Origin of the sequence: Prosthecobacter sp., from assembly GCF_034366625.1 — a bacterium.
GTDB lineage: Bacteria > Verrucomicrobiota > Verrucomicrobiia > Verrucomicrobiales > Verrucomicrobiaceae > Prosthecobacter.
Genome location: NZ_JAXMIH010000007.1, coordinates 67,590 through 91,337, shown reverse-complemented (window position 1 = coordinate 91,337; position 23,748 = coordinate 67,590). Strand labels below are relative to the sequence as shown.

The 23,748-nt window shown below is 59.2% G+C and carries 17 protein-coding genes; 4 read left to right on the top strand and 13 right to left on the bottom strand.

Annotated features, from left to right (window positions below; all coding sequences use genetic code 11):
- Positions 1-46 precede the first annotated feature (46 nt).
- From U1A53_RS08345 to U1A53_RS08335, 3 genes are read right to left on the bottom strand one after another with little or no spacing between them, the layout of a single operon-like run.
- Positions 47-1,024 (bottom strand): kelch repeat-containing protein, encoded by a 978-nt coding sequence (locus U1A53_RS08345; RefSeq protein WP_322280198.1) that lies wholly within the window; start codon positions 1,022-1,024, stop codon positions 47-49.
- Positions 981-1,535: a hypothetical protein gene (locus tag U1A53_RS08340; protein ID WP_322280197.1), complete on the bottom strand. Its 555-nt coding sequence runs from the start codon at positions 1,533-1,535 to the stop codon at positions 981-983. The genes U1A53_RS08345 and U1A53_RS08340 overlap by 44 nt, the downstream gene beginning before the upstream one ends.
- Entirely contained in the window at positions 1,532-2,047 is a 516-nt protein-coding gene (locus U1A53_RS08335; RefSeq protein ID WP_322280196.1) for a hypothetical protein, read from the bottom strand. The genes U1A53_RS08340 and U1A53_RS08335 overlap by 4 nt, the downstream gene beginning before the upstream one ends.
- Before the next feature lie 115 nt (positions 2,048-2,162).
- Here U1A53_RS08335 and U1A53_RS08330 point away from each other — a divergent pair, with 115 nt between their 5' ends.
- Positions 2,163-3,620, top strand: coding sequence for a sodium/solute symporter (locus tag U1A53_RS08330; RefSeq protein ID WP_322280195.1), 1,458 nt, complete (start codon positions 2,163-2,165; stop codon positions 3,618-3,620).
- Here U1A53_RS08330 and U1A53_RS08325 read toward each other — a convergent pair.
- The 8 genes from U1A53_RS08325 to U1A53_RS08290 all read right to left on the bottom strand — a co-directional run bounded on the left by U1A53_RS08325 (position 3,577) and on the right by U1A53_RS08290 (position 13,884).
- Positions 3,577-4,329: an SDR family oxidoreductase gene (locus tag U1A53_RS08325; RefSeq protein ID WP_322280194.1), complete on the bottom strand. Its 753-nt coding sequence runs from the start codon at positions 4,327-4,329 to the stop codon at positions 3,577-3,579. The genes U1A53_RS08330 and U1A53_RS08325 overlap by 44 nt on opposite strands.
- Positions 4,307-5,281, bottom strand: coding sequence for an amidohydrolase family protein (locus tag U1A53_RS08320; RefSeq protein ID WP_322280193.1), 975 nt, complete (start codon positions 5,279-5,281; stop codon positions 4,307-4,309). The genes U1A53_RS08325 and U1A53_RS08320 overlap by 23 nt, the downstream gene beginning before the upstream one ends.
- A gap of 14 nt (positions 5,282-5,295) precedes the next feature.
- Positions 5,296-7,599, bottom strand: coding sequence for an aminotransferase class III-fold pyridoxal phosphate-dependent enzyme (locus tag U1A53_RS08315; RefSeq protein ID WP_322280192.1), 2,304 nt, complete (start codon positions 7,597-7,599; stop codon positions 5,296-5,298).
- Between the two features lie 55 nt (positions 7,600-7,654).
- Positions 7,655-9,163: a hypothetical protein gene (locus tag U1A53_RS08310; RefSeq protein ID WP_322280191.1), complete on the bottom strand. Its 1,509-nt coding sequence runs from the start codon at positions 9,161-9,163 to the stop codon at positions 7,655-7,657.
- A 69-nt stretch (positions 9,164-9,232) separates the two neighbouring features.
- Positions 9,233-10,768 (bottom strand): hypothetical protein, encoded by a 1,536-nt coding sequence (locus tag U1A53_RS08305; RefSeq protein WP_322280190.1) that lies wholly within the window; start codon positions 10,766-10,768, stop codon positions 9,233-9,235.
- Complete coding sequence (locus U1A53_RS08300) at positions 10,765-11,424, bottom strand: acyltransferase (protein WP_322280189.1); 660 nt, start codon at positions 11,422-11,424, stop codon at positions 10,765-10,767. Before U1A53_RS08300 ends, U1A53_RS08305 begins: the two co-directional genes overlap by 4 nt.
- 14 nt (positions 11,425-11,438) lie before the next feature.
- Positions 11,439-12,335, bottom strand: a complete 897-nt coding sequence (locus U1A53_RS08295) for a hypothetical protein (RefSeq protein ID WP_322280188.1) — start codon at positions 12,333-12,335, stop codon at positions 11,439-11,441.
- Positions 12,336-12,354: 19 nt separating this feature from the next.
- Positions 12,355-13,884, bottom strand: a complete 1,530-nt coding sequence (locus U1A53_RS08290) for a hypothetical protein (RefSeq protein WP_322280187.1) — start codon at positions 13,882-13,884, stop codon at positions 12,355-12,357.
- Between the two features lie 102 nt (positions 13,885-13,986).
- Between U1A53_RS08290 and U1A53_RS08285 the strand changes: the two genes are divergently transcribed.
- Both U1A53_RS08285 and U1A53_RS08280 read left to right on the top strand, forming a co-directional pair.
- Positions 13,987-15,231, top strand: coding sequence for an MFS transporter (locus U1A53_RS08285; RefSeq protein WP_322280186.1), 1,245 nt, complete (start codon positions 13,987-13,989; stop codon positions 15,229-15,231).
- 59 nt (positions 15,232-15,290) lie between these two features.
- Positions 15,291-16,610 carry an ATP-binding protein gene (locus U1A53_RS08280; RefSeq protein ID WP_322280185.1) on the top strand — a complete coding sequence of 440 codons (1,320 nt, stop codon included), beginning with the start codon at positions 15,291-15,293 and terminating at the stop codon, positions 16,608-16,610.
- A gap of 9 nt (positions 16,611-16,619) precedes the next feature.
- Here U1A53_RS08280 and U1A53_RS08275 read toward each other — a convergent pair whose 3' ends face one another.
- Together U1A53_RS08275 and U1A53_RS08270 are read right to left on the bottom strand one after the other, a co-directional pair.
- Positions 16,620-17,909, bottom strand: a complete 1,290-nt coding sequence (locus U1A53_RS08275) for an MFS transporter (protein WP_322280184.1) — start codon at positions 17,907-17,909, stop codon at positions 16,620-16,622.
- A 72-nt stretch (positions 17,910-17,981) separates the two neighbouring features.
- A complete protein-coding gene (locus U1A53_RS08270) occupies positions 17,982-19,373 on the bottom strand; it encodes a hypothetical protein (protein WP_322280183.1) in 1,392 nt (463 codons plus the stop codon).
- Between the two features lie 304 nt (positions 19,374-19,677).
- Between U1A53_RS08270 and U1A53_RS08265 the strand changes: the two genes are divergently transcribed.
- Positions 19,678-23,712: a hypothetical protein gene (locus U1A53_RS08265; RefSeq protein ID WP_322280182.1), complete on the top strand. Its 4,035-nt coding sequence runs from the start codon at positions 19,678-19,680 to the stop codon at positions 23,710-23,712.
- The last annotated feature ends 36 nt before the right edge of the window (positions 23,713-23,748 follow it).

Below are 23,748 nucleotides of genomic sequence, written 5' to 3'. Positions count from 1 at the left end.
TCATGGGCTTTAGCCCGTGCCTGGAATGGCGAGCTGAAGCTCATTACTACTTTAGCTCCGCCAGCGGAATGCGGAAGAACTTGTCCGTGCGCGACTGCTTCTTGTCCTCGCCGCCGAGGCAATACACAAAGCCATCGTGCTTCACCAGCGACACCATCGCGGCATACGGCAGCGATTTCGCGGGCCGGTAGCTGTCCGTCTTCGCATCATAGATGAACGCATCGGTCGTAAACTCCTCCGCGTAACCGCCAGCAAGATACACCAGCCCCTCATCCAACGCCACCGCACACATGCCACGACGCGCGATAACCAGCGGCTTCAGTCTGCGCCAGACGTTCTTTTCAGGCGAGAAAGCATATGCCTCGGTCGTGTTCACCACCTGCTGGGTAGCTTCAACGTAGTTCATGCCACCGAAGATCAACAGCTCATCACCCACAACAGCGGATGCGGCCGTGGAGAAAGGTTTGCCAGGGTAGTCAGCCAGTTTGCCCACCTTCCAGCTTCCAGCCACAAACTCGATTGCATGCGTTGCGCGCTGAACCCCTGCCACATTCAAGGCGTCGTCAGTGCCGCCAGCGATGATGTGTCGGTTTCCCACAGATCCCCCTGCGATCGAAACGACCGAAGCAGGCAGTCCGGGCAGATGAACTGGCGACATCTTTTCTTCAATGCTTGCAAGCGTTTTGACCGCCTGCTTGCCATCACTTCCGCCAACGTAGGCAAAAACGTCGCCGTCTCGAAGCACGGCACCGTAGGCCACCGGATTTTCAAGGTCTTTGAGCTTTGTCCAAGTTCTCGTCATGGGATCATACGCTCGAACCGCCTTGAGCCAGTTCTTCTTCCCGCCTTCCCAGTTTGTGCCACCCACGACGCAGATTTTCCCATGCGCCACGCCGCAGAAGAATCCCCCATTCGGCTCCGGCATCGAAGGCAGCGCCTCCCATTCACCAGCATGACTGGCGGCGAATGCAGCAGTGAGGCTAAGACAGAGTGCTCTTGTCATCAGGGTCGGTCGTGCGGTCATAGTGGTCGGTGTGAGTGGATTTCCAGCCGGGACGCAGGCGCACGTCGTGATCGCCACTGAGGTCTCCCGGAGCGCTGGCTGGCGTGGAATCGTCTTTGCGGCGGATTTCCCACCAGCACTGCCCGCAGTGATTGTGCTCATGATCCACCACAAAGCCCGCCTGCTTCATCAGCGGTCCGATCCAACCCATGCAGTGATCGCAGTAGTCACGGTATTGCTCCAGTCCGTTGCGCAGAAGAAATCCCTTGGATGGGCACTCATGCATGTCGATGCGGAACACATCCTCCGTCACCGTGCGTTCGTACACCGCCCCCTCATCCGCCAGCGTCGGGCCCCAGTACTCCTTCATGCCCTCAATGCCCTTTTCGCCGATCAGTTTCGAGGCGTGAAGCTGTGAATCGTGATGAATCGCCTCGTCCCAGTAGGCTTTCACCAGTTCATGCCCGCCCTGCTTTCGCAACCACTCGAAAGTCCACTCGTAATGCCCGCAGAAATCGTAACAGCCGATCATGATGCCGTGGCGATGTCCTCCAGGCTTTGCGGCGGCAGTTCCGCGGTGCGTTTCATGAAGCGCTGCACACAACTGCCATTCCCGCCTTGGACGCGAACGGTCATGCCGGCAGGTGCGGCGATGGCTTCGTTCACAAAAAAGCAGTGCTGACAAAAGCAGGGCACGATCTCGCGCTTGTTCTCGTGCAGATGATGGATCGCCGGGCATCGCTGCACTTCGAGACGAACTTCATCAGCCGACTCATGCACCGCCACCTCCGCACCGGGCTCCGCTTTGAAGAATACACGCCAATATTCCGCCACACCGGCGAAGCCATGATCACGCCACTGCTCGGAGACCGGTTTGTAATAGCTGGTGCCGATGTCCTGCCAGTATTCCCGTAGCTTTTCATAGCCGAAGCGTTTCAGGATGAAGCGAAACGTCGCATTGACCGCAAAATAGAAATCCGCGTGTCCGACCGGCTTCGTGTCGGTGTAGGGCAGCGCTTGGGACATGGGTTGGGGGTCGATCATGAGCCGTAATTTCAGAACTTGAGACGATTGTGAAAGATGCCGCAACCGCACGCAATACTAAACGCTCGCAAACAGCGATTGCTTCGGGAAAACCGCCTCCAGTAACATCTCCCTCATGACGCATCATTTCTCCTGGCTCGACTACACCATCTTCGGCGTCTATCTCGTTGCCACGACGGTTGTCGGCCTGATGGCTGGAGGCAAGGGGAAGACGCTCTCCGATTACTTCCTCGCTGGCCGCGGTGTGAACCGCTACGTCGTTGCCATGACGGTGCTCGCGTCGCTGTTTTCCGGCATCAGCTACATCGCGACACCGGCGGAGATGTATCTGAACGGCATCGGTTTCTCCTTTGTCCTCCTGTCATTCTTCATTGCCACGCCCTTCACCGCCGTGTTCCTGATGCCGTTTTTCTACAACGCGCGCTATTTCACGGCCTACCACTTTTTTCAGGATCGCTTCGGCCTTTCCGTCCGGCTGCTGGCGTCAGGACTCTTCATCTTGCGTGTGTCACTGTGGCTGGGCGGGGCGATCTTTGCGCCAGCGCTGGCGATCGGAGCCGTCACTGGATTGCCGCTGCCTTTCACCATCCTCAGCACCGGCCTCATCTCCACCCTCTACACCATGAAGGGCGGCATGAAGGCCGTGATCTGGACGGATGTCATGCAACTCGGCGTGCTTTTTGGCGGGCAGTTCCTCATCATGCTCGTGGCGGCTGGCATGGTGGACGGCGGCTTCGCCGGAGCATGGGACACAGCGAAGGCGGCAGGAAAGCTGGATTTGAATTTTTCGCTCGATCCCCAGGCGCGCATCACCGTATGGGCAGCGCTCATTGGCGGCACCTTCCTCAATCTCGTGCAAATGGCCACCGACCAGGTCTCCGTGCAGCGCTACCTCACAGCGGGCAGCCTGCGCGACGCGCAACGCGCGCTCTGGATCAAGCTGTGGATGTTTGTCCCTGTCTTTCTGATCTTCCTCGGCACGGGCTTTGTGCTCCATGCCTTCTACCAACAGCACGGTGACCCGATTGCCGCCGGACTCATCCAGAGGGCAGACCAGATTCTCCCCTACTTCGTGATCACGCAGCTCCCCTCCGGCCTGCCTGGCCTGCTCGTTGCCGCCATCTTCGCCGCCAGCATGTCCACCGTCTCCGCCGGGGTGAACTCGCTTACTTCGGCGACACTCTGCGACTTTTACCAGACCCTGGAGAAGGACAAAGTCCCCGAAGCCGTGCAGGTGCGCCGCGCACGCTGGTGGACGCTGATCTATGGCGTCCTCGTGACCATGTTCGCCTTTGTCATCTCCCAGTTTCAGACAAATCTGGTCGAATCCATCAACGTCATCATGGGCGTCATCGGTGGACCGATGTTAGGGCTGTTCCTTCTCGGCATGTTCACCAAGAAAGCGGACCAGCGAGGTGCCATCATAGGCTGCGTCGTTGGCCTGGCCTCAAGCCTCTATTTCTATTTCCACGTTTCCTTCCTCTGGATCACGATGTTCAGCGCCATTGTGACCATGATCACTGGTCATGTCACATCCGGCCGATTTGCGAAACCGTCAGTCCCCCATCAATGACAATGATCTCGCCGGTGATGTAGCTGGCGGCGTCTGAGCACAGAAACACCGCTGCCCCGGCCACATCTTCCGGCGCACCCACCCGACGCAGTAGAATTTTCTTCTCGTAGTGCTCCAGCACCGAGCGGTCCCGCGACTCCATCCACTGCGAAGTCAGCGGCGTTTTGATCAAACCGGGCGCGATGCCGTTCACACGAATGCCGTGATCCGCCAGCGACACCGCGAGCGACTTCGTCAGCATCACCAGCGCTCCTTTGCTCGCGTCATACGCGCACGAATCCGCTTCTGCCTGGAATCCATTCGTTGAGGACGTGATGACAATGCTGCCACCACGCTTCTCGGCCACAAGACGCTTCGCAAAGGCCTGCGCCGTGAAAAACGCCGACGCCAGATTGAGCTGCATCGTCTTGTCCCAGCGCTCACGCGTCATCTCCAGCAGCGGTAGATCGAAAAAGCTGCCTGCATTGCAGATGAGCGTGTCGAGGCCGGGTTGAAGCACAAAAGCTTGCTCGACGAGGCTCTGCGGCCCATCGTTTTCCATCAAATCGGCCTTCACATAACTGGAAAGGCCTTCCACGGCATCCTGAAGGCCATGAAACACCACTTTGGCTCCAGCTTGCTGCAAGGCCTTGCCCATCGCCAAGCCGATGCCCTGCGATGATCCGGTCACCAATGCGGCATGGCCTTCAAGAGAGAATGCTTTCATCATGGAGCTTGAGGTAATCGCGGATGTTTGTGTTCGCAATGCGGGCCACCACGGTCTCGCCAGCGGCGGTCAACGCATCGACCTCAGCCTTGTAGGTGCTGATCAGGCGCACGACTTCGTGATTGATCTCGGCGGCATAGCTGTAAAACGGCGAATCGCTGCCCCACATGAATTTTCGCGGATACGCCGCCGCCAGATCGGCGATCACGCGGGCCGGATTCGTGTAGTCACTGTCAAAGCGGCGGGCTTTCGGCGCAATGTAGGGCATGTCCTTCACCGCACCCACGCAATGAATGCAATGCGCCGAGTTGTCGAACCAAGTGTTCGGCAGCGCTTGCACCCGGTCGAGGCATTCCTTGTCGTAGCGGCACGAGTGAGCAAGGCAGAAGCGCACGCCCGGATTTTCTTCCGCGATGTCGAGGATGTCGCTCGCCTGCGCCCACAGATCACTCTCCGCCACACTCGAATGAATCAAAAACGGCACATCCCACTCAGCCGCGAGTTCCACGAAGACCTTTCCGCGGTCCCGCAGGTGCTTGATGTCCGCCTGGAGGATCGTCGTCTGCATCTTGATGCCGTGGAAACGGTATTCGCCGCGCAGCTTGCGTAGTTCCACAGCCTGCGCCGCCGTGTTCCGCATCGGATCAGCCATCACGAAGGGCAGCATGCGCTTCCCTTCGTCGGGAAACAGCTCGTAGCACTCCTTCATGAGCCGGCGGTTCTCGAAAGCATACGGAATGTCGTGCAGGCGGCCCTTCTCGTCCTTGATCTCGTTGTCCATGAATGCCGTCACATCGAGCGCGAGGTGGCTGACGAACGGAAAGACGATCCAGCGGTCGATCCCAAGCGCCCGGCCCTCGTCGTGCATCGCTACGAGGTGCTGGGCATAGGGAAAGTCGCCGTGCAGGTAAAACAGCAGATCGGAACCGACGTGGTTGTGACAATCAATGATCATGGAGGTGAATTAGGTTAGACAAGACGCGCAAAGCCTTGCGGAACGACCTCAACGCCCGCTTCGGCCTTCAACTCGCCTCGTTCCTGCATTTTGGCAACGAGAGCGAGCGATTCATCCAGCGCCGCGAGCATTCCAGCAATCAGTTCATCCGTGTGCGGCCAAGCCACATAGAGCTGGCTCGACATCAGATAACCGCGTTGGAGCATGTGGCGAATCATGAGCACTTTTGCTGCCGGATCGGCAAAGCCGAGCGAAGGCGCGCATGGCATGCCGCCGATCTTGAGTTGCAGTGCCGGATACCGTGCCGCCACCTCACGCAAACCGCTCTGCAATCGTCCTCCAAGCTCCCAAACGTGCTGCTGGACGCCTTCGCGCTGCATTTTGCCAATGCAGGCCAATGAGGCAGCCGTGCCCACGCCGTCCGTCCAGTAGCTGCTGGAGATGAAACTGCTGTTCGAGGCATCCATGACCTCATTTTTGCCGATGATCGCCCCGGCGGGATAGCCATTCGACATCGCCTTCGCATACACGGCGAGATCTGGCTCGATGCCGAGCACCGGCGCTGCGCCGGGGAAGCCAAAGCGCCAGCCGCTCGTCACTTCATCAAGCACAAACACCGCGCCAGCAGCATGGCAGGCGTCGATCACGTTTTGCATGAAGCCGTCACGCGGCCACTCGCTGCGCATCGGCTCCATCACCACGGCGGCCAGTTTACCATCGAGCCTTTGTAAGGCAGCGCGGAAGGAATAGAGGTCGTTGTAGCGAAACGGCACCGCCGTTCCCGCCAGCTCACGCGGCACACCCAGCGGCTGCAAACCGGGCAGCAGATGACCATCGAGCGCGGCATCATCGCCGAGGTTCGCTGCGAGATACCAATCGCTCCAGCCATGGTAGCCGCAGAAGGCGATGCCGCTTTTGCCCGTGGCCGCTCTCGCGATGCGCACCGCGAGTCCGAGCGCCTCGCCGCCACCGCGCGCATAACGCACCTTGCCAGCCCACGGATGCAGATCGAGCAGCAGATCCGCGAGCTTCACCTCATCTGGCGACGCCAGTGTGGCGTAACTACCGAGATTCACGCGACGCTTCACTGCCGCGTTCACCTCATCGTCCGCATGACCGAGCAAAATGGCTCCGACACCGCCCGTGAAGTCCGTGTAGCGCCGCCCATCCAGATCCCAGATGCTCCCGCCTTTCGCCCGCGAGAAATACGACGGCCACGACTGCGGATCGAAGAGATGCGCCCGCTTCGAAAGGAGCCCCGTGCCACAAGAGATTTTCGTTTTCGCTTCTTCCCACAATTTTGGGCCGGTTTTGACCTCGGAGGCCGGCTTGAGTAGCCGCAGGGCGTTCTCGCAGAAAATGTCCTCCAGATCACCCTGCGTCATGCCTGTGTCTTCACATGCTTCACGCATGCACATGAGCGATTCGATGCCCACGGTCGTGTATTGGCCGAAGATCGTCAGTTTATCGCCTGCAATCTCCGGGTGAATCCAGGTGAAGCCGTCGCCCTGCGTGATGCAGGAGCCGCGCAGCTCGCTGACCATGTAATCGCTGCCCCAGAGGACGCGCTGCGGCCCCAATATCTCAATCGCTGCTCGAAACGCGCCCGCTTGTGTCACCGCCGAAGTGTCCACGACCACGTTGTCGAGATCGACGAGGTGATGCAGCCCCTCACGGGCATGACGATAATTAAAAGACCGCGCCACATGCGCCAGGATCAGCCTGCAGCGTGGATAGCGGCGGCACAGTCGCTGAATGGCCTCCACGTTGCGCGGATCGGTGATGCCGCCCGCTAACATGATGTGCAGCACCATGATGCCATCGTGATCGTGGCAGATCTCCCACATCCACTCCGGCGCGAAGGATTCTATTTCTGCCTCCCGCGTGTCCGGCACATCGGCATAAAGACGATACGGCTTGATGCCCACAAACGCGCCCGTGCTCATCAGCCGCCGCATCTCCGCCGGATTATCCGTCGGTGCAGCCAGTACCAGAGCGCGCGAGTTTGTCGTCATGTCGATCTGGGATTGCACCCACGCATTCTCGCCTGCTCGATCATTACCAGCGCTCGGATAGCCAAAGAACAGCCCTTCGACTTCCCTGCCCGGCATCCATAGCCGCATCGCCGCCTGGAAATCGGCCATGCCATAGCCGTGATCTTCATCCAGGAACGCCGGCCGCTTTCCTTCCGCGAAATTCCGCGAATGAAACAGGTGCGTATGCGCATCGAAGACCTTCTGCGGCACAAAGCCGTCCAAAGCACGGTTCAGCAGCTTGCGGTCAGTATCGTTGAGTTCAGTGACAAGTTTGAGGGACATGAGATTCGTAGCATAGGCTTTCTAGCCTGTGGGTTTCTGAAACAGGCTAGAAAGCCTATTCTACATACACGGTATAGACTTTCGCTCCGCAGTTAGCGGCAAAGTTCACACGCAGAGCCAGCTTTTTGCCTTCTGGCAGCGATTTCGAAAAGGTAAGCGGCACACGCACACCATTCGTGGTCACCTTGGCCTCGTAGCCGTCAAGAACATGGTCAAGATGGTCAAGCAGTTGGACAGAGAGCGGCGACTCTGCGGTGATGCCATCGACGTTCAGTGCGATCTGCTTCGCTTCGAACGTGCTCGTGATGAAATGCCCCTCTTCCTCAGCCACCTTGCGTGACAGCGAGCCGAAACCATCGCGTCGCAGCGTGGCGAGGCCGATGTCCATGTCTTCGAGCACGCCGCCGGTGTCCCAGTGCGAATACCAGATCATCGTCTTGTCACCCTCGTTCACGAAGGCGAGGCCTTGGAGGATCGCGACATCATCCCACTCGCCTTCTTTGCCGCGCGGGATGATTTGAAAACCCGGCACAGGCTCGCGGAAATGCACGCCGTCGTTGCTGATCATCAGGCCGAGATCGACGCGCACACCGTAGTTCCAGCTCTTGCCCTTCGGCGGCGGTTGCTCCGCGTCCTGCCACATGCCGTGCAGGCCGACCATGACGTTGCCTCGATTCCATAGGCCCGCGCCCATGTGCATCTGCTGGCCTTCCACGGGCGGATTGGAAAGCTGGCCGGGCCGTGCATACGACATCGCCTTCGCCTTCGACCACGTCACAAAGTCTGGTGAGCGATACGCCAGCATGTCACGCCCGATGTCACTACCATCCGGCCGCCACGACCACGGGCTGAGAAGCTGACCTGTGGCATAATAGAAATCGCCGAAGCGATACAAGCCGCTCACCTCGAAGCGCTCTCCGCCCGCGTTTGCCGGGCGATCTCCGACGCACTTCCACTTCAGACCATCCGCACTCGTCGCCGTGACGAAGGAACCCCAGCGCTTTTCATTCGGCCCGATCTTACTGCGCCCTCCCTTCACCTCTTCAATCGGCATGTGCGCGATGTAGGCGCACTTGTAACGCTTCGATGGATCAGGTTCATTGGGCTCGTAAAGCACGGAGAGAAAATCATTCACCCGAGTCATCGAATTCGGGTCGCCCTCGATCAGGCAAATGTTGTTCTTCGTGCTGCCATTAAACTCCACGAGGCCCAGTTCCGGCTTCGTCCACGTCACGCCGTCCTTGCTCTCCGCGTAGCACATCGGCCGCCACCAGCCCGGAGCCTGCCCGGCTTTGATCTCCGGCTCATGCATGCCGAGATACCACATGCGGAAGGTGTCGCCCTGCTTCAAAACGGTGCCGTAGAGGATGGCATGGCCTGCATCAGGCGAGCCGGGCGCTCCGCTGCGAAGCACCGGGTTTGCTGGATGCTTCTTTGCCACCTCCAGCGTGACCTTCAGATTGTGCTGCCAGGCGATGTTGTGGTCATCAAAAGCAAAAAACACCTGCTCGACGGCATGAACCTGGAGCGCGAGACAACTCAAGAGGCAAAAGATGTACTTCATGCTGTGATTCTGATCCTCGACCATACCCCTACCAGTACAAGTTCCTGGTTCAGTTGGCAGACCAGTCGATCATTTCACATAGATCGCGCTCAAGCGAATGTCCCGGCGCTTTGAGCCTTCAAACACGATTCGCAGCCTCACACGATCCGGAAGCTTCACGTCGCTTTTGAAAACCACCGGCGTTTGAAAGCCACTTTGACGAACAACGCTGCTGTATGCTGGAACGGGCCGCTCAAGGTGATCGAGCAGTTCCACGCGCAAAGCCGCCTCATCACCCAAACCATCTGCATTGATAAAGAAGCTCGGTTTGGTCACGGCAAACGAGTGGGTGACCAGTTCCGCAGTTACTTTCGGCAATTGGTAGTCACCCGGCCCTTCACCGCTTGTGTCCACCATGAGGCCCGCGAAACGATCTCTTGGTATAACGGCGATCCCGACACCGCCGCGCGGCACTTCGGGGCCACCCGTCGGCCTTGGATCCCAGGTGCCGTAATAAACAAAAGTTTGCTCGCCGATGTTCTCGAAGCCCTGGCCTTGGATCAGACCGCCCTGGTCCCATTCGCCATCCTTGCCGCGTTCGAGGAAGGTCCATTCGTGTTTGGGTTCGCGGAAGTTGAGACCATCGTTGCTCATCACGAGGCCGAGATCAATGCGCACATCCTTCCACTCTGACGCGCCATGCCAGAGACCATAGATGCCAAGCAGCACGTTGCTGCGATTCCACACACTGATGCCTTCGTGACACTGCTCGCCCTCGCGGCTGCGATTTGGACCCAGCCATTCATATTGCGACGCGCGCACGAAGGCGATATTGTTGGTGGCTGACCAGTTCACGAAGTCGGCGCTGCGATAGTGCCGGACTGAGCGGCCCTGATACGGATGAATGCCAGGCATGGCGTTTTGCCCGGAGATGACAAACTGGCCGTCCCATTGGTAAAGGCCGCCGCTGGGCTCGAAGTGAAAGCCGGGGATGAAGAGGTCTTCCTTGCGCAGTTCCGCCTTGAGCGGCTTCACGTCCTTCACCGGCTTCCAACGCAGCCCGTCCGCGCTCACGAACGGCAGCAGCGTGCCGAGGCGTCGCGTGTGGCGATAATAAACGTGCGTGGTCATTTTGTAGCGCCGCGCAGGATCAGGATCGGCGTCGTCTTTGAGGACTTTGAGATTCACAAAGCCCCAGGACTCGCCGCACATGTCGAGAAGGTTATTTTTCTTGCTGCCATGGAACTCGACGAGTCCGAGATCCGGTTTCACCCAGTTCAAACCATCCACGCTCTCCGCGTAGGCCGCGCGCCAGCGTGATGAGGCCACCTTGTTGTTAGGATCATCATCAAAGGCCACATACCAGAGCCGGTATTTGCCGTTGTCCTTGATAATGGAACCATAAAACTGCACGCCATGCGCATCCGCCGTGCCCGGCGCTCCACGCTTCACCACCGGATTCGCCGGATGCCGCGCAGGCTGGCGCATTTCGATCCGCAGGTTCTGCGTGTGCGGAATGGAGACGGTGTCGAAAGCAAACAGTGTCGTGGCCTTCGTTTCATCGAAGTAGTCGGCAGCTTCAACAGTCGAGAGGCTGATGGCGAGAAGGAGGGCGATTCGTTTCATAGTTCGTCTTTCCAGGTGTCGTCGTGGTGGGCTCCAAACAAATCCGTCTGCGGTAAAAGCTGCTCCATCAGGTTCTCAGGCAGGATGTTGGGCGGCAGGGGCTTGAATCGTGCGGGAACACCCATGGCGATCATGCCGGGCGGCACGTCTTTGTTCACGACAGCTCCGGCGGCAATGAAGGAACCGCGTCCGATGGTCACGCCGGGGCAGATCGTGACTCCACCGCCGATGCAGACATGCTCCTCGATGGTCGCGCCCTGCACGGTGCCTTCGCGCATGGGATACTTCGCGTTCAAAAACGTGGTGCCGGGGCCGATGAAGACATAGTCGCCGATGGTGGTGCGGCTGGGTACATAGACGTGCGCCATGATTTTGACTCCGTTGCCGATCTTGAGCCGGCCCTCCAGTGTGCATTTGTGATGCACCACGCAGCGGTTGCCGATCACGATCTCACCACGAATGAGCACCTGATGGCCGCATTGAAAGCGATGCCCGATGGTCGTGCTCGCGTAGATGATGCTGCCGCTGCGGATGATGGCGTGATCGCCGATGCGCGTGGGCTGTGAGTCGCCGGGGTAGCGATAGCCGAGGATGACATCGGGATCGATCTGCGCGTTCGCGCCGACTTCGTGGAAAGGTTGTGTGGGGAGACTCATGGGGTGGAGAGGCTTCAATTATTTTTCATCCCGCTCAAAGGATGTGCCGTCACTGCTTCCCATGCGAGTTCTTGGAGCAAGCGGTTGAGTTTCTCCGCCTCGAGCTGGCTGGCTAGCATCGTTGGCACGGGCAGACCGATGGGACTGCGGCGATAGATGACGGCGAAATGGCAGTAGGTGGCGAGCACCTTCACCACCGGCCCCGCATGGCCCAGGCCATCCGTGAAGAGCGCGCTCTGCTTGGTGAGGCCCGGTGCTTCATGCGCGATGATCTTGCCGCGCAGCGCCATCACCGCCTGGCCCACGGGCACGATGAACACCGTGCGCTTGCCCAGCTTCGCATTCAGCGCGCTGGCGTGATCGTCCATGCTCTGAAAGTAGGCCGCATGCATCGTGCGCAGCTCGTCCAGGGTCCGCGAATCACGATCCACGATCTTCGGGCCTGCGCCAGCTTTCAGCACGGTGGGATCATCATACGGAATCCAAAACTCCTGCACGAGCACGCGGATGTCCGGGTTGTGCTGTGCACCCAGCATCACGAGTTTTTCGATGCCCTCATCCGGCAGATAGATCGGCGAGAGCATCAGCACATCCACCGCGGCTCTGCGTAGTGCCGGTTTCACGGTGTTCTTCGCGCCCGACAGATCCCAATGCCGAATCACCTGCGAACCACCGATGCTCTGTATGCCCGCCTGCACATGACCTTCGGCTTTGGCCGCCGCCGCGACTTCCGCGAGCACTGGCGGCATGTACATCAAGAGACTGTGCCCGGCGGTGAACACGCGCTGACCTTTGACCGGCTCCGCGACGGATTCAGCGCTTGCCGAAGCCTGCCACACGAAGCTCAGCACGGTGGCGACCCACGAGATGAGCAGGTGGGTGGCTAGTCGGCAGTGAGTCAGCGCAGTCATGGGTTTGATGGGCTTGAAGTTACTTCGCGAAGCGGTTCAGCACCTCCACCGCTTTGACCGCGATGACATCGCCCGCAGGCTTGGCATAAGGAGCGCGGAACTTGCTGTAGCGGTAGTGGGCGCTCATGTATTCGCCGTCGCCGGGGTTGGTGTTCGCGCCGTCGGTGAGATAGCCATACGAGAGATTCGTGTAGCCGCAGGGAAGGACGAGTGGCAGCGGTGATCCGGCGCGGATTTGCCGCCCGATGCCTTGAAATGGCTCGAAGGGCATGCCGACGATGCCCACATCGCCGAGGCGCAGCACCTGGATGTCCACTTCGAGAAATTTGTCCACGGTGTCCGCCTTGCCCTGCTGTCGCAAATCGAGCGCCCACTTGCTCCAGGGCAGGATCATCTCGATCAACTTGCCGCGATAGGCAGGCGTAAGCTCGCGCGGGAAATTATGCCCGATGCAGCGCAGCGTGTTTTCATCGCCTGCGGTTGCGCGCTTGATGAAATCCTCCATCTCGGCGATTTCAGCCTTCAGCGCTTCTTCTGACGGCAGCGGCGCGAGCGGGATGCGCACCTTCTCGGTGGCAAAATCGAGACCGTCTCGCTTCGATGCTTTCAAGTCAGCCAATGCAGTGATGTAGCTGTCGGCGAGCATGCGGCCATATTTGCGCGAGAGATCGGCGTCGCCGCGAAACATGCCTTTGGAGTTCACATCACCGGCGCAGCCTTGCAGAAAGCTCACGGTGATCGGCTTCGATGGCGATAGGTGCTGTGCAACGTGCTCGCAGGCCACTTGCGGCCAGTCGCCGAAGATGATCGGCTTCTCAGGACGAAAGCAGGAGCACGGATGGCTGGTGAAGTGTGTGATCGCTGTGACGACCTCGCCGCGCTCGTTTTTTAGCACCACGATAGGTGCCTGCCTGTCCATGTCGCCATTGAAATCGACGCCGAGCAGGTCGCGATCCTCCTCGCGGATGAGGTAGCTCGTGCCATCGGCATAGCGACCTTTGCGATTATAGCTGATGCGACCTTCCGTGCCCTCCGCCCACCAGACGGTCACGGGTTGCAGCAGCGCGGGCAGTTGTTTTGCCGTGGCGGTGAGTTGTTTCAAAAACTCCTCGCCCGCAGGCACCAGTTTCGGCGCTGGAAGTTCCTCCGGCTTCATCGAGATGGCTGAGTAGGCCTCGATGTGATTGCTCACGAGATTGAGGTCCGTGTGGTTGTGCGAGACCATGAGCAGCACATGACTCAGCGGCAAATTGAGAGCCTCCGCCGCCGTGCGCCGGATGAGCGGGCTGATGTTCGCACCTTTCGGCGAGTTCATGTGCGGAGTGATGAGGCACACGCGTGTCTCGCCCGCTTTCAGCAGCGTGACCGCCGTTTTCAGCGGTCCCTCCACCTTCTGCACCAGCGCGCCGACTTTGCTCGATGTGTGGCCGCCCGTGCCCGGCGTGATGCTGAACTCCAACGCGGCTGCCTCCAAGGCAGGAGCGGCGTGCGCAGTGCTGAGTCCGCCGTGGAGCAGCAGGGCCGTGAGAGCACAGGTCAATGATTTCATCCGTTGCGTAACGTGGCAAAGGCTCCGCAGTTTCCTGGTTCAATCAAAAGACCAGGAATCCGGATCGAAGTTCAGCCGCCTCCCGCGCGTTTGGTTTTGCACATGTCCGCAGACTCTCTCTCCACCTCCCGCGCTGCGGACACGGCCCCGCTGCCACGCGCTTGGCTGATCGTGGGCCTGCTGTGGGTGGTGGGTTGTCTGAACTACCTCGACCGCGTGCTGCTCACGACGATGCGTGATTCCATCAAGGCGGCGATCCCGATGGGCGATGATGATTTCGGTGCGCTGACAATGGCCTTCTTGATTGTGTATGGCCTGCTCAGTCCGCTCGGCGGATGGTGCGCGGATCGTTTCAGCCGCAGCGGTGTCATCTTGGTCAGTCTGGCTGTGTGGTCCACCGTGACGTGGGCCACGGCTTATGTGCAAACCTACAATCAACTGCTCGCAACTCGCGTGCTCATGGGCGTGAGCGAGGCCTGCTACATTCCGGCGGCGCTGGCGCTCATCGCGGACTATCATCGTGGCAGCACGCGCTCGCTCGCCACGGGCATCAACATCAGCGGCGTGTATGCCGGCATGGCGCTCGGCGGGCTCGGCGGCTGGATGGCGGACACCCACGGCTGGTCGTCCGGGTTTCTCGTGTTTGGCGTGTTTGGCGTGGCGTATGCAGTCGTGCTGGCGGCCTTTCTGCGCGATGTGCCGCGTGTACAAAACGAGGACAACGTGGTCGAAACGGTGCCGCTTTTCCAAACCCTCGCCGTGCTAGGCCGCAACAGGCAGCTCTGGCTGCTGACACTGCATTGGAGCCTGCTCGGCTTTGCAGGCTGGGCCTTCGTCACATGGATGCCTAGTTATCTGCGTGAGCACTTCGATCTCACGCAAACGAAGGCCGGATTCACCGCCACGGCCTACATGCAGGCCGCCGCGCTCGCGGGGGTGCTCTGCGGCGGCGTCTTGGCGGACCGCTGGAGCCGCAGGCATCCGCGTGGACGCATCTTTGTGCCGATGATCGCCCTCACGCTGGCCTCGCCCTTCGTTTTCATCAGCGCCAATAGCGACACCCTGTGGATCGTCGCCGCCTGTCTCGTGGTGTTCGGTTTCGCGCGCGGCTGCTCCGACTCAAACATGATGCCTATCCTTTGTCAGGTGGCTGATCCACGCCATCGCGCCACTGGCTACGGTATTCTGAATTTCATCGCCTGCCTCGTCGGAGCGGTGGCCGCGTATCTCGGCGGCTGGCTCAAGGAACGCAACGTGGACCTCAGCTACATCCTCATGGCCTCCGCCTTCGGCGTGCTGCTCAGCGGAGTGCTGCTCGCCGCCGTGCGTCCTGCGCGGAGCGAGTGATCGGGCTCACTTTAAAAGCGGTCTTTGCTAAAGACTGGTTTTGAGGTATTTTGGTCGCCATGAAAGACCAAACGCTCCAAGCCATCCAGCAGAAGCTCGGGGATGCCATCACTCTCCCATTTCCAAAGCTGACGCGGCGGGATGCTCCGGGTTCCGCATTGCCATCTGGAAAAGCGCGTGCGGTCATCGGCATGAGGCGTGCCGGGAAGACCTCATTTTTGTATCAATGCCTGGCAGACCGGCTTGCCGCAGGTGTTGCGCGTGAGCGGCTGGTCTATTTCAACTTTGAGGATGAGCGGTTGGAAGGGCTTGAGGCGGCAGACCTCGGCATGATTTTGGAAACCTACTACCGCGACTTTCCCCGTCATCGTCGGGAGTCGTGTGTGACGTGGTGCCTGGATGAAATCCAGCTTGTGCCGGGCTGGGAGAAATTTGTGCGCCGCATGCTCGACTCAGAAAACGTGGAGGTGCTGCTGAGTGGATCATCCGCGCGAATGCTGAGCCGTGAGGTTGCGACAACCATGCGCGGACGAGCGCTGGAGACGATCATCACGCCATTTAGTTTCCGCGAGTTTGCTCGTGCGCGTGGTGCCACACCGCCTGCGGGCAAACTCGTGAGTTCTGCTGCTCAGTCGGCATGGCTGGCACACCTTGACGCATATTTGGAAATCGGCGGCTTTCCAGAGGCGGGCCGTTTCGAGCAGCCACGCGAGCGAACGGCGCTGCTGCAAGGCTATGTGGACAGCGTTTTGTTCCGCGATGTGGCGGAGCGTCATGGTGTGGTCAATCTTGTGGCCCTACGTGCCTTTGTGCGCCAACTTTTACGCCAGCCATCCACCACGTTCAGCGTCAGCAAGATTCACGCCGACTTTCACTCGCGCGGCGTCGGAGTTTCCAAGGAGACACTGCTCGACATGCTGGCGCACCTTGAGGACGCCTTCCTCGTTTTCACCGTGCCTCTTGCTTCGCGCTCCGAGCGCAGGCGGCAGGTAAACCCGCGAAAACTTTATCTGGCTGATCACGGACTCGCTCGTGCCTTCAGTGCCGGGCCGGGACTAGATCGCGGGCACTTGCTGGAAAACATCGTCGCCTGCGAACTCGCACGGCAATGCAGCGATGTGGCTTATGTGAAGACCAAAGACGGTCACGAGGTCGATTTTCTCGCCACGATGTTTGATGGCTCACGCTGCCTGATTCAAGTCTCAGCCGACGTGACTTCGCCAGCCACCTTTGAACGCGAAGTGCGTTCGTTGGTGGGAACCGCTGCCACCTTTCCCGATGCCCGTCGATTATTGCTGACCGAAAGCGATCTGCCGCGAGGTGCCGTCATCCCGGCAGGAATCGAGCACCTTCGCATGTGGCGCTGGCTGTTGCAGTGAGCCGATCAGTCACGATTTCGGGTTCCCCCGAGCAGCCAGCACCAACAGTGCCGTTATCACCGATGAAGCTGCCAGCATCCACACACCTGCCGCATAGCCCGTGGTGTGCTCCTTCAGCCAGCCCATCGCATACGGGCCCGCGAAGCTGCCGAGATTGCCGATGCTGTTGATGAGGCCGATGGCGGCCGCATTGGCCGTGCCTGCGAGGAAGCTCGTTGCATAGGCCCAGAAGCTCGGTGTGTAGCCTGTGAGGCCGATCACGGCGATGCAGAGAAAAAGCAGCGCGAAGGCGAGATGCGCCTCCAGCATCGCCACCGCCGCGAGACCCGCGCCACCGAGCAGCAGCAGACCCGCCGTGTGCCAGCGCCGCTCGCCCGTGCGATCCGATGACCAGCCTGCGAGCACCTTCGCGATCACTCCCAGCGAGTAAGGCAGCGACACGAGCAGCCCCACCGTGAAGTTCGAGAAACCGGAGAGCGACTTGATCATCGTCGGCAGCCAGTAGCCGAGGCCGTTCGAGGCCAGCAGTCCGAAGAAATACGCCGCTGAAAAGATCAGCACGCGCGGATCACACAATGCCTGCCACACCGTCGGTTTGCGAGTCTGCAAGGCCTCACGCGACATGCGCTCGCGCTCCAGTTCGGCCACGAGCCAGGCTTTTTCATCGTCCGGCAGCCACTTCGCGTCCGCAGGCCGTTCCGTGAGGAAAAACCAGCTCGTGATGCCCAGCACGACCGCCGGCATTCCTTCCAGGATGAACAACCACCGCCATCCCTCCAGCCCCAGCCAGTCCAGCTTTAGCAACGCGCCCGAAACCGGCCCACCGATCACCATCGCCAGTGAAATGGCTGACATGAACAGCGCCACCGCCTTCCCGCGATCCGCCGCGCGGAACCAATGCCCGAGATACACAATCATCGCCGGGAAAAAGCCCGCCTCCGCCGCACCGATGAGGAAACGCAGCCAGTAAAACTGCGTCGCGTTTTGGATGAATCCCATCGCCGCTGCCAGCACGCCCCAGGTGATCATGATCCGGCACACCAGCACCCGCACGCCCCAGCGCTGCGCGATCACCGCCCCAGGCACCTCCAGCAAAAAATACCCCACAAAGAAAATCCCCGCGCCCAGCCCATACATCTCCGCCGTGAACCCAAGATCCGCCGTCATCTCCAACGCTGCATAGCTCACATTCACCCGGTCCAGATACGCCACCACATACAGCAGGATCAAATACGGCATCAACCGCCCCATCACTCGGTTGCGGACACGGATGGCGAGATCAGGAGTGGTTGGGGTCACGATGGAAGGTGGAGACAGTTGAATTTAAGTGGCATTCGATTCATCGCGTTCTCCTGCCTCCATGGCGTTGATTCACGGAACAAACTGCAACGCGAACAAATCAGCCCCGCGCAGCTCAAACCTCAGCCGCACGGGCTTTGCAGCCAGCGTGGCGAGGCTGCCGCCTTTCCAGGTGACGGCTTGATCCATGAGATCGCCTTTCAGTGGCGTGCAGTCATCGAGCGCGAAGCCTGGAATGGCTTTGCCAGCCTCATCTTGCACTTCCACACGCGTTTCGCCGCCGCTGAGCAGATTCAGCATGAGTTTCGTTCCTTCAAAGGTCAGCGGCTTGGTGATGAGTTCGCCTTTCGCCGATGAAGCGGAGACAAAACCATCCACGCGGAAGGTGAAGCGGCGGATGCGGCTGCCGGGACCTTGGTAGTAGGCTTCGCTGGCATAGACGCTGAGTTCGTTCGGCTTTCCTGGCAGCGAGAGCACGCCGATGGTCATGTAGTTGCTGCGGTTCCAGTCACGATCTTTGGGTGCGGTGATGGGGATGAGCGGCTCTTCCCAGCGCTTGAAATTTACGCCATCGCGGCTGGTCATGAGCACAGGCTCGACTTGCGATCCCTTCGGCTGATAGCGCGTGGGAAAGCCGAGCAATAGATGCGGCGCTCGCGCATACGGACGCACGGCATTCGTGTAAAGCTGCACGGTTGGCGCATCCTTGCCGTAGGCGAGGTCGGCCTGATTTTCCCAGGAAAGGAAGTCCTTCGAAGTTGCTGTGCGAATGGCGCGGACACCAGCGGGCTTCCAGCCGCGCTCATCGGTATAACCGCCGGTGAAATAACGCCAGTAAGCGCGATAGGCTCCGAGTTCATTGTCAAAGAACGCGGTGTTTTGCGAGTCAAACGAACCTGCGGTGATCACCGGCTTTTCGCGCATCACCGACCAGCGCAGACCATCGGCGGAATGCCAGGCTTGCAGGGACGGGTTCTTTTTGCGCTCGACGTTGTCGCCCGTGGTGGCGAGCGCTTTGTAGCGTGACTCGGGCGGGCAGTTCGGGTTCGTGTCGAGGAACGGGGCAAAGGTGGAGCAGCCATCGCCCATGTGCGTGATGTTGTTGTCCTTCGATCCCTCAAACTCATGCAGCCCGAGATTCGGCTTCGTCCAGGTGATGCCATCGCGGCTTTCCGCGTAGCAGGTCACGCCTGACTGACTCGGCCTCCCGCCTTCCTCACCATGATGCGAGCCTCGGTAGTAGCAGCGGTAAAGATCGCCATCTTGAAGCAGCGTGAAGTAGCCCGACGTATTGCCCTCCCATGGCGCATCGCAAATCAACGCCACATTCTGCGCCTGCGGCTTGTGCAGCTTCAAAGTCACGCCGTTCTTCGATTCGATGAGGTGCTCGTCCACGAACAACTCGCTGCGTGAATCGAGTTGGATCGGCTCAGCGGCCATGCCAAAACCGACCAGCCACAGCATGCAGATACATGGGAGAACCGACAATGAGCGCGAGACAGAGGAGAAGAAAGCAGACATCACCCATGCAAACGACCGTTTCCGTCCGCACCTTCTGGCTCATTTGAAGGACCAAATGAAAAGCAACTAGAGGCACAAACCGATGAGTTTGCTCCTGTCGCGTCAGTTCGCCCCCCATCACGCGACAGCGGATACTCCTTCCCGGCTTGCCACCATTCCGGCGCTTGCCACCATCCAGAGATGCACGCCACACCATAGATCGTTTCGTCCCGCAAACACCGATGAAACCCAAGCCCACTGCCAAGCTATGAATGGCGAAAACAATACCCTGCCGACCCGGGTTCACACGCTTTCTGGGCCGTTGTTCGAGCAATTCTGCTGCGAATGGCTCCAGCTCAGCCCCTGCACACCGCTGCTCGGCGGCGAGGTGATCCATGCCCAGCCTTTTGCCCGCTCCGGCCAGAATCAGGATGGTATCGACATCCAGACTGATGTGCTCAGACATGACCCGACCGGAGAGGAAAAACGAGTGCGCGTCGTCTTCCAGTGCAAACGCACCCGCGACTGGGATGCAGACAAAACACGCACAGCGATCTCCAAAGTCACCGTAGCGGCGGACGAGTGTGTGCTCGTGCTAGCGATGGATGCTGGCGGTGGTGGTGATGGCCCGATCCAGAGCGCCATTAACGAGCATAATCGCACCAAAGCAGCCGGGCAGCCTCACTGGCATGTTTTTTTCATCAGCGATATTGAGCGCCACATCGGGCAAAACCTCAAGACCCCGCAAGGAGCCAGACTCCTTACCAAATACTTCGGAAGGGGCACATCTTTCGATGTGCTCGGCATGACCGAAGCCAGCCCACTGATCACCGAGTTGGCGATGATGGAAGGATTTCAGGGCTCATTCAGCCATAAGCAAAAACTTTTCGGCCGGGACGCTGAAAAGAAATCGCTGCTGGATGCTCTCGACGCAGGCCATCAAGCCATCCTTCTGCCTGCTCCTGGCGGCGAAGGAAAGACGCGCCTCCTGCTTGAATTTGCCAAGGAAGCCGCTGAGCAGCCGATCCGTCGCTGCGTGCGTTTTCTGCTGCCATGCACGCCCACGGAACTCGACGAAGCCATGCAATGGATGCCTCCGTGTGATGAAGCAGTCATTATCCTGGACGACGCCCACAGGTGGCAGCCAGAGCTGCGGGCGCATTTCGAGAGAATGCGCCTCCGCTGGGGTGCGCGTCTCCGGCTGGTCATCGGCACACGGCCTTACTGCCTCCGCCATTTGCAGATCGAACTCAGACAGGCCGAAATTCGCCCGATCCACCCCCTCCCTGCCCTAGCTTCGATCAAGCGGCCTGCGCAGCTAAAACTCGCCAAAGCTGCGCTTGCTCCAAACCTCACACAGCTTGCCAAAGCGCTCGTGGATGCTGCGGGTGGCAGTCCTCTCATCATTCTGACGGGTGCTGAACATCTCAACAAACACGACGGAAAGGTCAACCTGCACCAGGACGCGCATTTTCGCCGCGAGGTGCTTCATAGCCTCTTTGACACGCCCAAGCTCGCTACCACACACGGAGTCTCCGAGTTTGTGATTGAGGAAGCATTGGATCTTCTTGCCCTACTATCTTCCGCGCCCGTGGACGCCGTATTGGAGGAAAAAGCAGCTTCATTCATGGGCCTGACTCCACCAGACTTTCGTCGGTTGTTGGATGTCTTGAAGGAGTCTGGCCACCTCCAGATCAAAGCGGATGCTGGTTTGCAGCAGAGCACCTGGAGGCTCATTCCCGACCTAGCGGCAGACTACCGTGCCTGCGAGGCTTGTTTTGATGAAAAGGGGCACGCAAAGCCATTGCCAGCGAGATTTTGGACTCAACTAGGAAGTGACACCTTGCTGCCAGCAGTGCTGCGAAACCTCTCCGAGGCCGAATACATCACCCGCCTCATTCACCCGCAAGCCTCGCGTGTCACCACACCTCTCGTCGAGGCGCTGAAAAGCGAATATCGCCAGGCTGGCTGGCGTCGTCGTGTAGGTATCCTCAATCTGTGGCAAGGCATCTGCGAGCTACAGCCGCACGAGTCTCTTTTACAGGCGCGTGAAGCCTTGCGCTTGAAGAATGACCAACCTGCCGAGTCGCCGAATGAAATTGAAGAAGCATTCGCCACAGCGCCCCCTTCATTCGCCCAAATCCTCGAAGTATCTGCTGGCATCGCCGAAACCATCGGCAGCATTCAACTGGAGTACGTCACCACCTGCCTTGATCTGCTCTGGGAAATCGATGGCGGCCAATACGGCGACCTTTTGTCCAAGATCAGCACCATCTGCTCCGTCGCCTGCTTTGGCCCGCCCGTTTTTGCCAATCAAGCCATGCCGTGGATCAAGGCCCGCATCTACGACCCTGCACTTCTGCCATCACATGAAAGGCTCGGAGCACTTCTCCATGCCATGCTAGATGGATGCTTCCAACTTACCAAGATGGAGAACGAGTGGGCAGATCAGCGCACACTCCAGTTTCACAACTACCTGCTGCCACTCGGCCCCTCGAAGCATTTGCGAAAGGAAGTCCTCACGATCTGTCTGAACTGGCTGCATTCCCCCATCTGGCAGGCGAGGCAATCCGCCGCTCATTACTTCCGCCACTTCTTCGTGCCTGACCAAATGCCAGTGAAAGCAGATGGGGCAAGAGCCGAGGACCGCAAGGCATGGCGACAGGAGCAAGCGCGGGCAGTCAGCGCACTCAAGAAGGCCATTCCAGCCATCGAAGATGCCGCCACACTCTGGGCTCTGCGGCAAACGCTCATCAACAGCCTGCAATCAGCCCTCCAGGAAAAATCGGGCCGCCACGGCATCCATGACCTGCTGGAAGCCTTCCCTGACACTTTGGAACTGCGGATTCATCGCCTCTTCCTTTCCTCTGAGGAATCCGATGTGCCTCAAAGTGTCGCCGAATGCAGTCGCAGGGCACTTTACCAAGCTGGTAAGCAGCTCACTTCCAAAGAAAGTTATGACAGCATCCAGGATGAAATCGCCTTAAAGCGCCAAACGTGGGCTGCCTTCGTCGATCACACCACTCACGAGGTTGTGAAGCTCACGAGCGACGCCAGTGGCCTCTGGCGCTTTCTTGAAGAATGGCACCCAAAACTCGAAAAGCTCGGCAGCATGAGTTTTTGGGCATTTGTTGGCTCCATCGGCAAACAGCAGCCCGAGCTACTTCCCCAGCTAGCAGAACACCTCTTGGCCTCCGAGAGCAGCACGCTAGACAGGCTTTACCAAGCCCTCGATCATGCCTGGAAAGACGAACCAACCACCCGCACCGAGTGGACGCTCCGAGCATTGCAAAGCCCACGCAAAACACTCGCTCTGGAAGCGCTGCGCAGTCTTCGCTATCGACGCGAACTCACCACCGATGAGCTGGCAGCTTTGAAACGCTACGCCAGCCATGAAGATGTGGAATTTCGCTCTCACGTCTTTTCTTGGACCAAAGAGGCGCACACCTACTTTACGCATCTCGAAGTCGTTTTCGGCATCATCGCTGCCGTGAAGGTCAAAGTCGAGGAACCCAGGCTTGGCGGAGAACTCCGCGACTGCATCATGACTTGGTTCGGCTGGCCTCCTTACGAGGGCGTTCCGCACGGCGCAGAAATCCTCCAAAAGCTGCTGCTCATCCCCGATTTGCAAAAACTGCGCTTGGATGATCTCATCGAAGCCTGGAGCCGTCACGATCCACAACAAGTCGTCGATTATCTCCGAGCACGTCTTGATCATTGGCAACTCACCCCAAACGCCGAATATCAGCCCTTCGGCTACCTCGACCTGAACTCGCTTGATTCTGTCCCAGCGATTATCGAGAGGATCGACAGCGCTTTCCAGCAACTTATCGGCGCACATCACTCCCAAGACCTTACCCTGGCCGACAAACTGAGTAACTGGTTTCATATCCTGGGCGAAGGCGCGTGGCAAACCTACCAGCACTGGCTAAGCGATCATCTGTCCGCACTTCATGAGGAAGAACTGACCTTCGCCCTACAACCAGTGCGCCTCGAATCGTGCCTGCCGTTTAACAATCCTGATCTCACGGAAAGAATCCTCCAACAGGCCGCCAAACAGAGCGCTTCATGCCAGGAAACCGTGCGCCGCTGTCTCCGTAGTTCCCTGCACCCGCGTTCATTCTCTGCGCAACCAGGCCAAGCTCGTGGTCACGACCTTCATAATCGGGACAAGGCACTCGAAATGTCTGCGCTACACCGCCAGCGTCCCCTTTTGCGAGCCTTTTATTTGGAAATCGTGCAAAACAGCGAACGCGCGATCAAACGTGCCGAAGAAGAACAGTCACCATGGCCGGATGATTGAAAACGTCACGACCTCCCGCCCCCACCTCGGCGTTGA

Bases quoted from the DNA above. Each gene is read 5' to 3' on its own strand.
- U1A53_RS08280 (WP_322280185.1), top strand. From the start codon at position 15,291: ATGAAAGACCAAACGCTCCAAGCCATCCAGCAGAAGCTCGGGGATGCC.
- U1A53_RS08270 (WP_322280183.1), bottom strand. From the start codon at position 19,373: ATGCTGTGGCTGGTCGGTTTTGGCATGGCCGCTGAGCCGATCCAACTC.
- U1A53_RS08345 (WP_322280198.1), bottom strand. From the start codon at position 1,024: ATGACCGCACGACCGACCCTGATGACAAGAGCACTCTGTCTTAGCCTC.
- U1A53_RS08330 (WP_322280195.1), top strand. From the start codon at position 2,163: ATGACGCATCATTTCTCCTGGCTCGACTACACCATCTTCGGCGTCTAT.
- U1A53_RS08265 (WP_322280182.1), top strand. From the start codon at position 19,678: ATGAATGGCGAAAACAATACCCTGCCGACCCGGGTTCACACGCTTTCT.
- U1A53_RS08315 (WP_322280192.1), bottom strand. From the start codon at position 7,599: ATGTCCCTCAAACTTGTCACTGAACTCAACGATACTGACCGCAAGCTG.
- U1A53_RS08310 (WP_322280191.1), bottom strand. From the start codon at position 9,163: ATGAAGTACATCTTTTGCCTCTTGAGTTGTCTCGCGCTCCAGGTTCAT.
- U1A53_RS08325 (WP_322280194.1), bottom strand. From the start codon at position 4,329: ATGATGAAAGCATTCTCTCTTGAAGGCCATGCCGCATTGGTGACCGGA.
- U1A53_RS08335 (WP_322280196.1), bottom strand. From the start codon at position 2,047: ATGATCGACCCCCAACCCATGTCCCAAGCGCTGCCCTACACCGACACG.
- U1A53_RS08300 (WP_322280189.1), bottom strand. From the start codon at position 11,424: ATGAGTCTCCCCACACAACCTTTCCACGAAGTCGGCGCGAACGCGCAG.
- U1A53_RS08290 (WP_322280187.1), bottom strand. From the start codon at position 13,884: ATGAAATCATTGACCTGTGCTCTCACGGCCCTGCTGCTCCACGGCGGA.
- U1A53_RS08320 (WP_322280193.1), bottom strand. From the start codon at position 5,281: ATGATCATTGATTGTCACAACCACGTCGGTTCCGATCTGCTGTTTTAC.
- U1A53_RS08295 (WP_322280188.1), bottom strand. From the start codon at position 12,335: ATGACTGCGCTGACTCACTGCCGACTAGCCACCCACCTGCTCATCTCG.
- U1A53_RS08340 (WP_322280197.1), bottom strand. From the start codon at position 1,535: ATGATCGGCTGTTACGATTTCTGCGGGCATTACGAGTGGACTTTCGAG.
- U1A53_RS08305 (WP_322280190.1), bottom strand. From the start codon at position 10,768: ATGAAACGAATCGCCCTCCTTCTCGCCATCAGCCTCTCGACTGTTGAA.
- U1A53_RS08285 (WP_322280186.1), top strand. From the start codon at position 13,987: ATGTCCGCAGACTCTCTCTCCACCTCCCGCGCTGCGGACACGGCCCCG.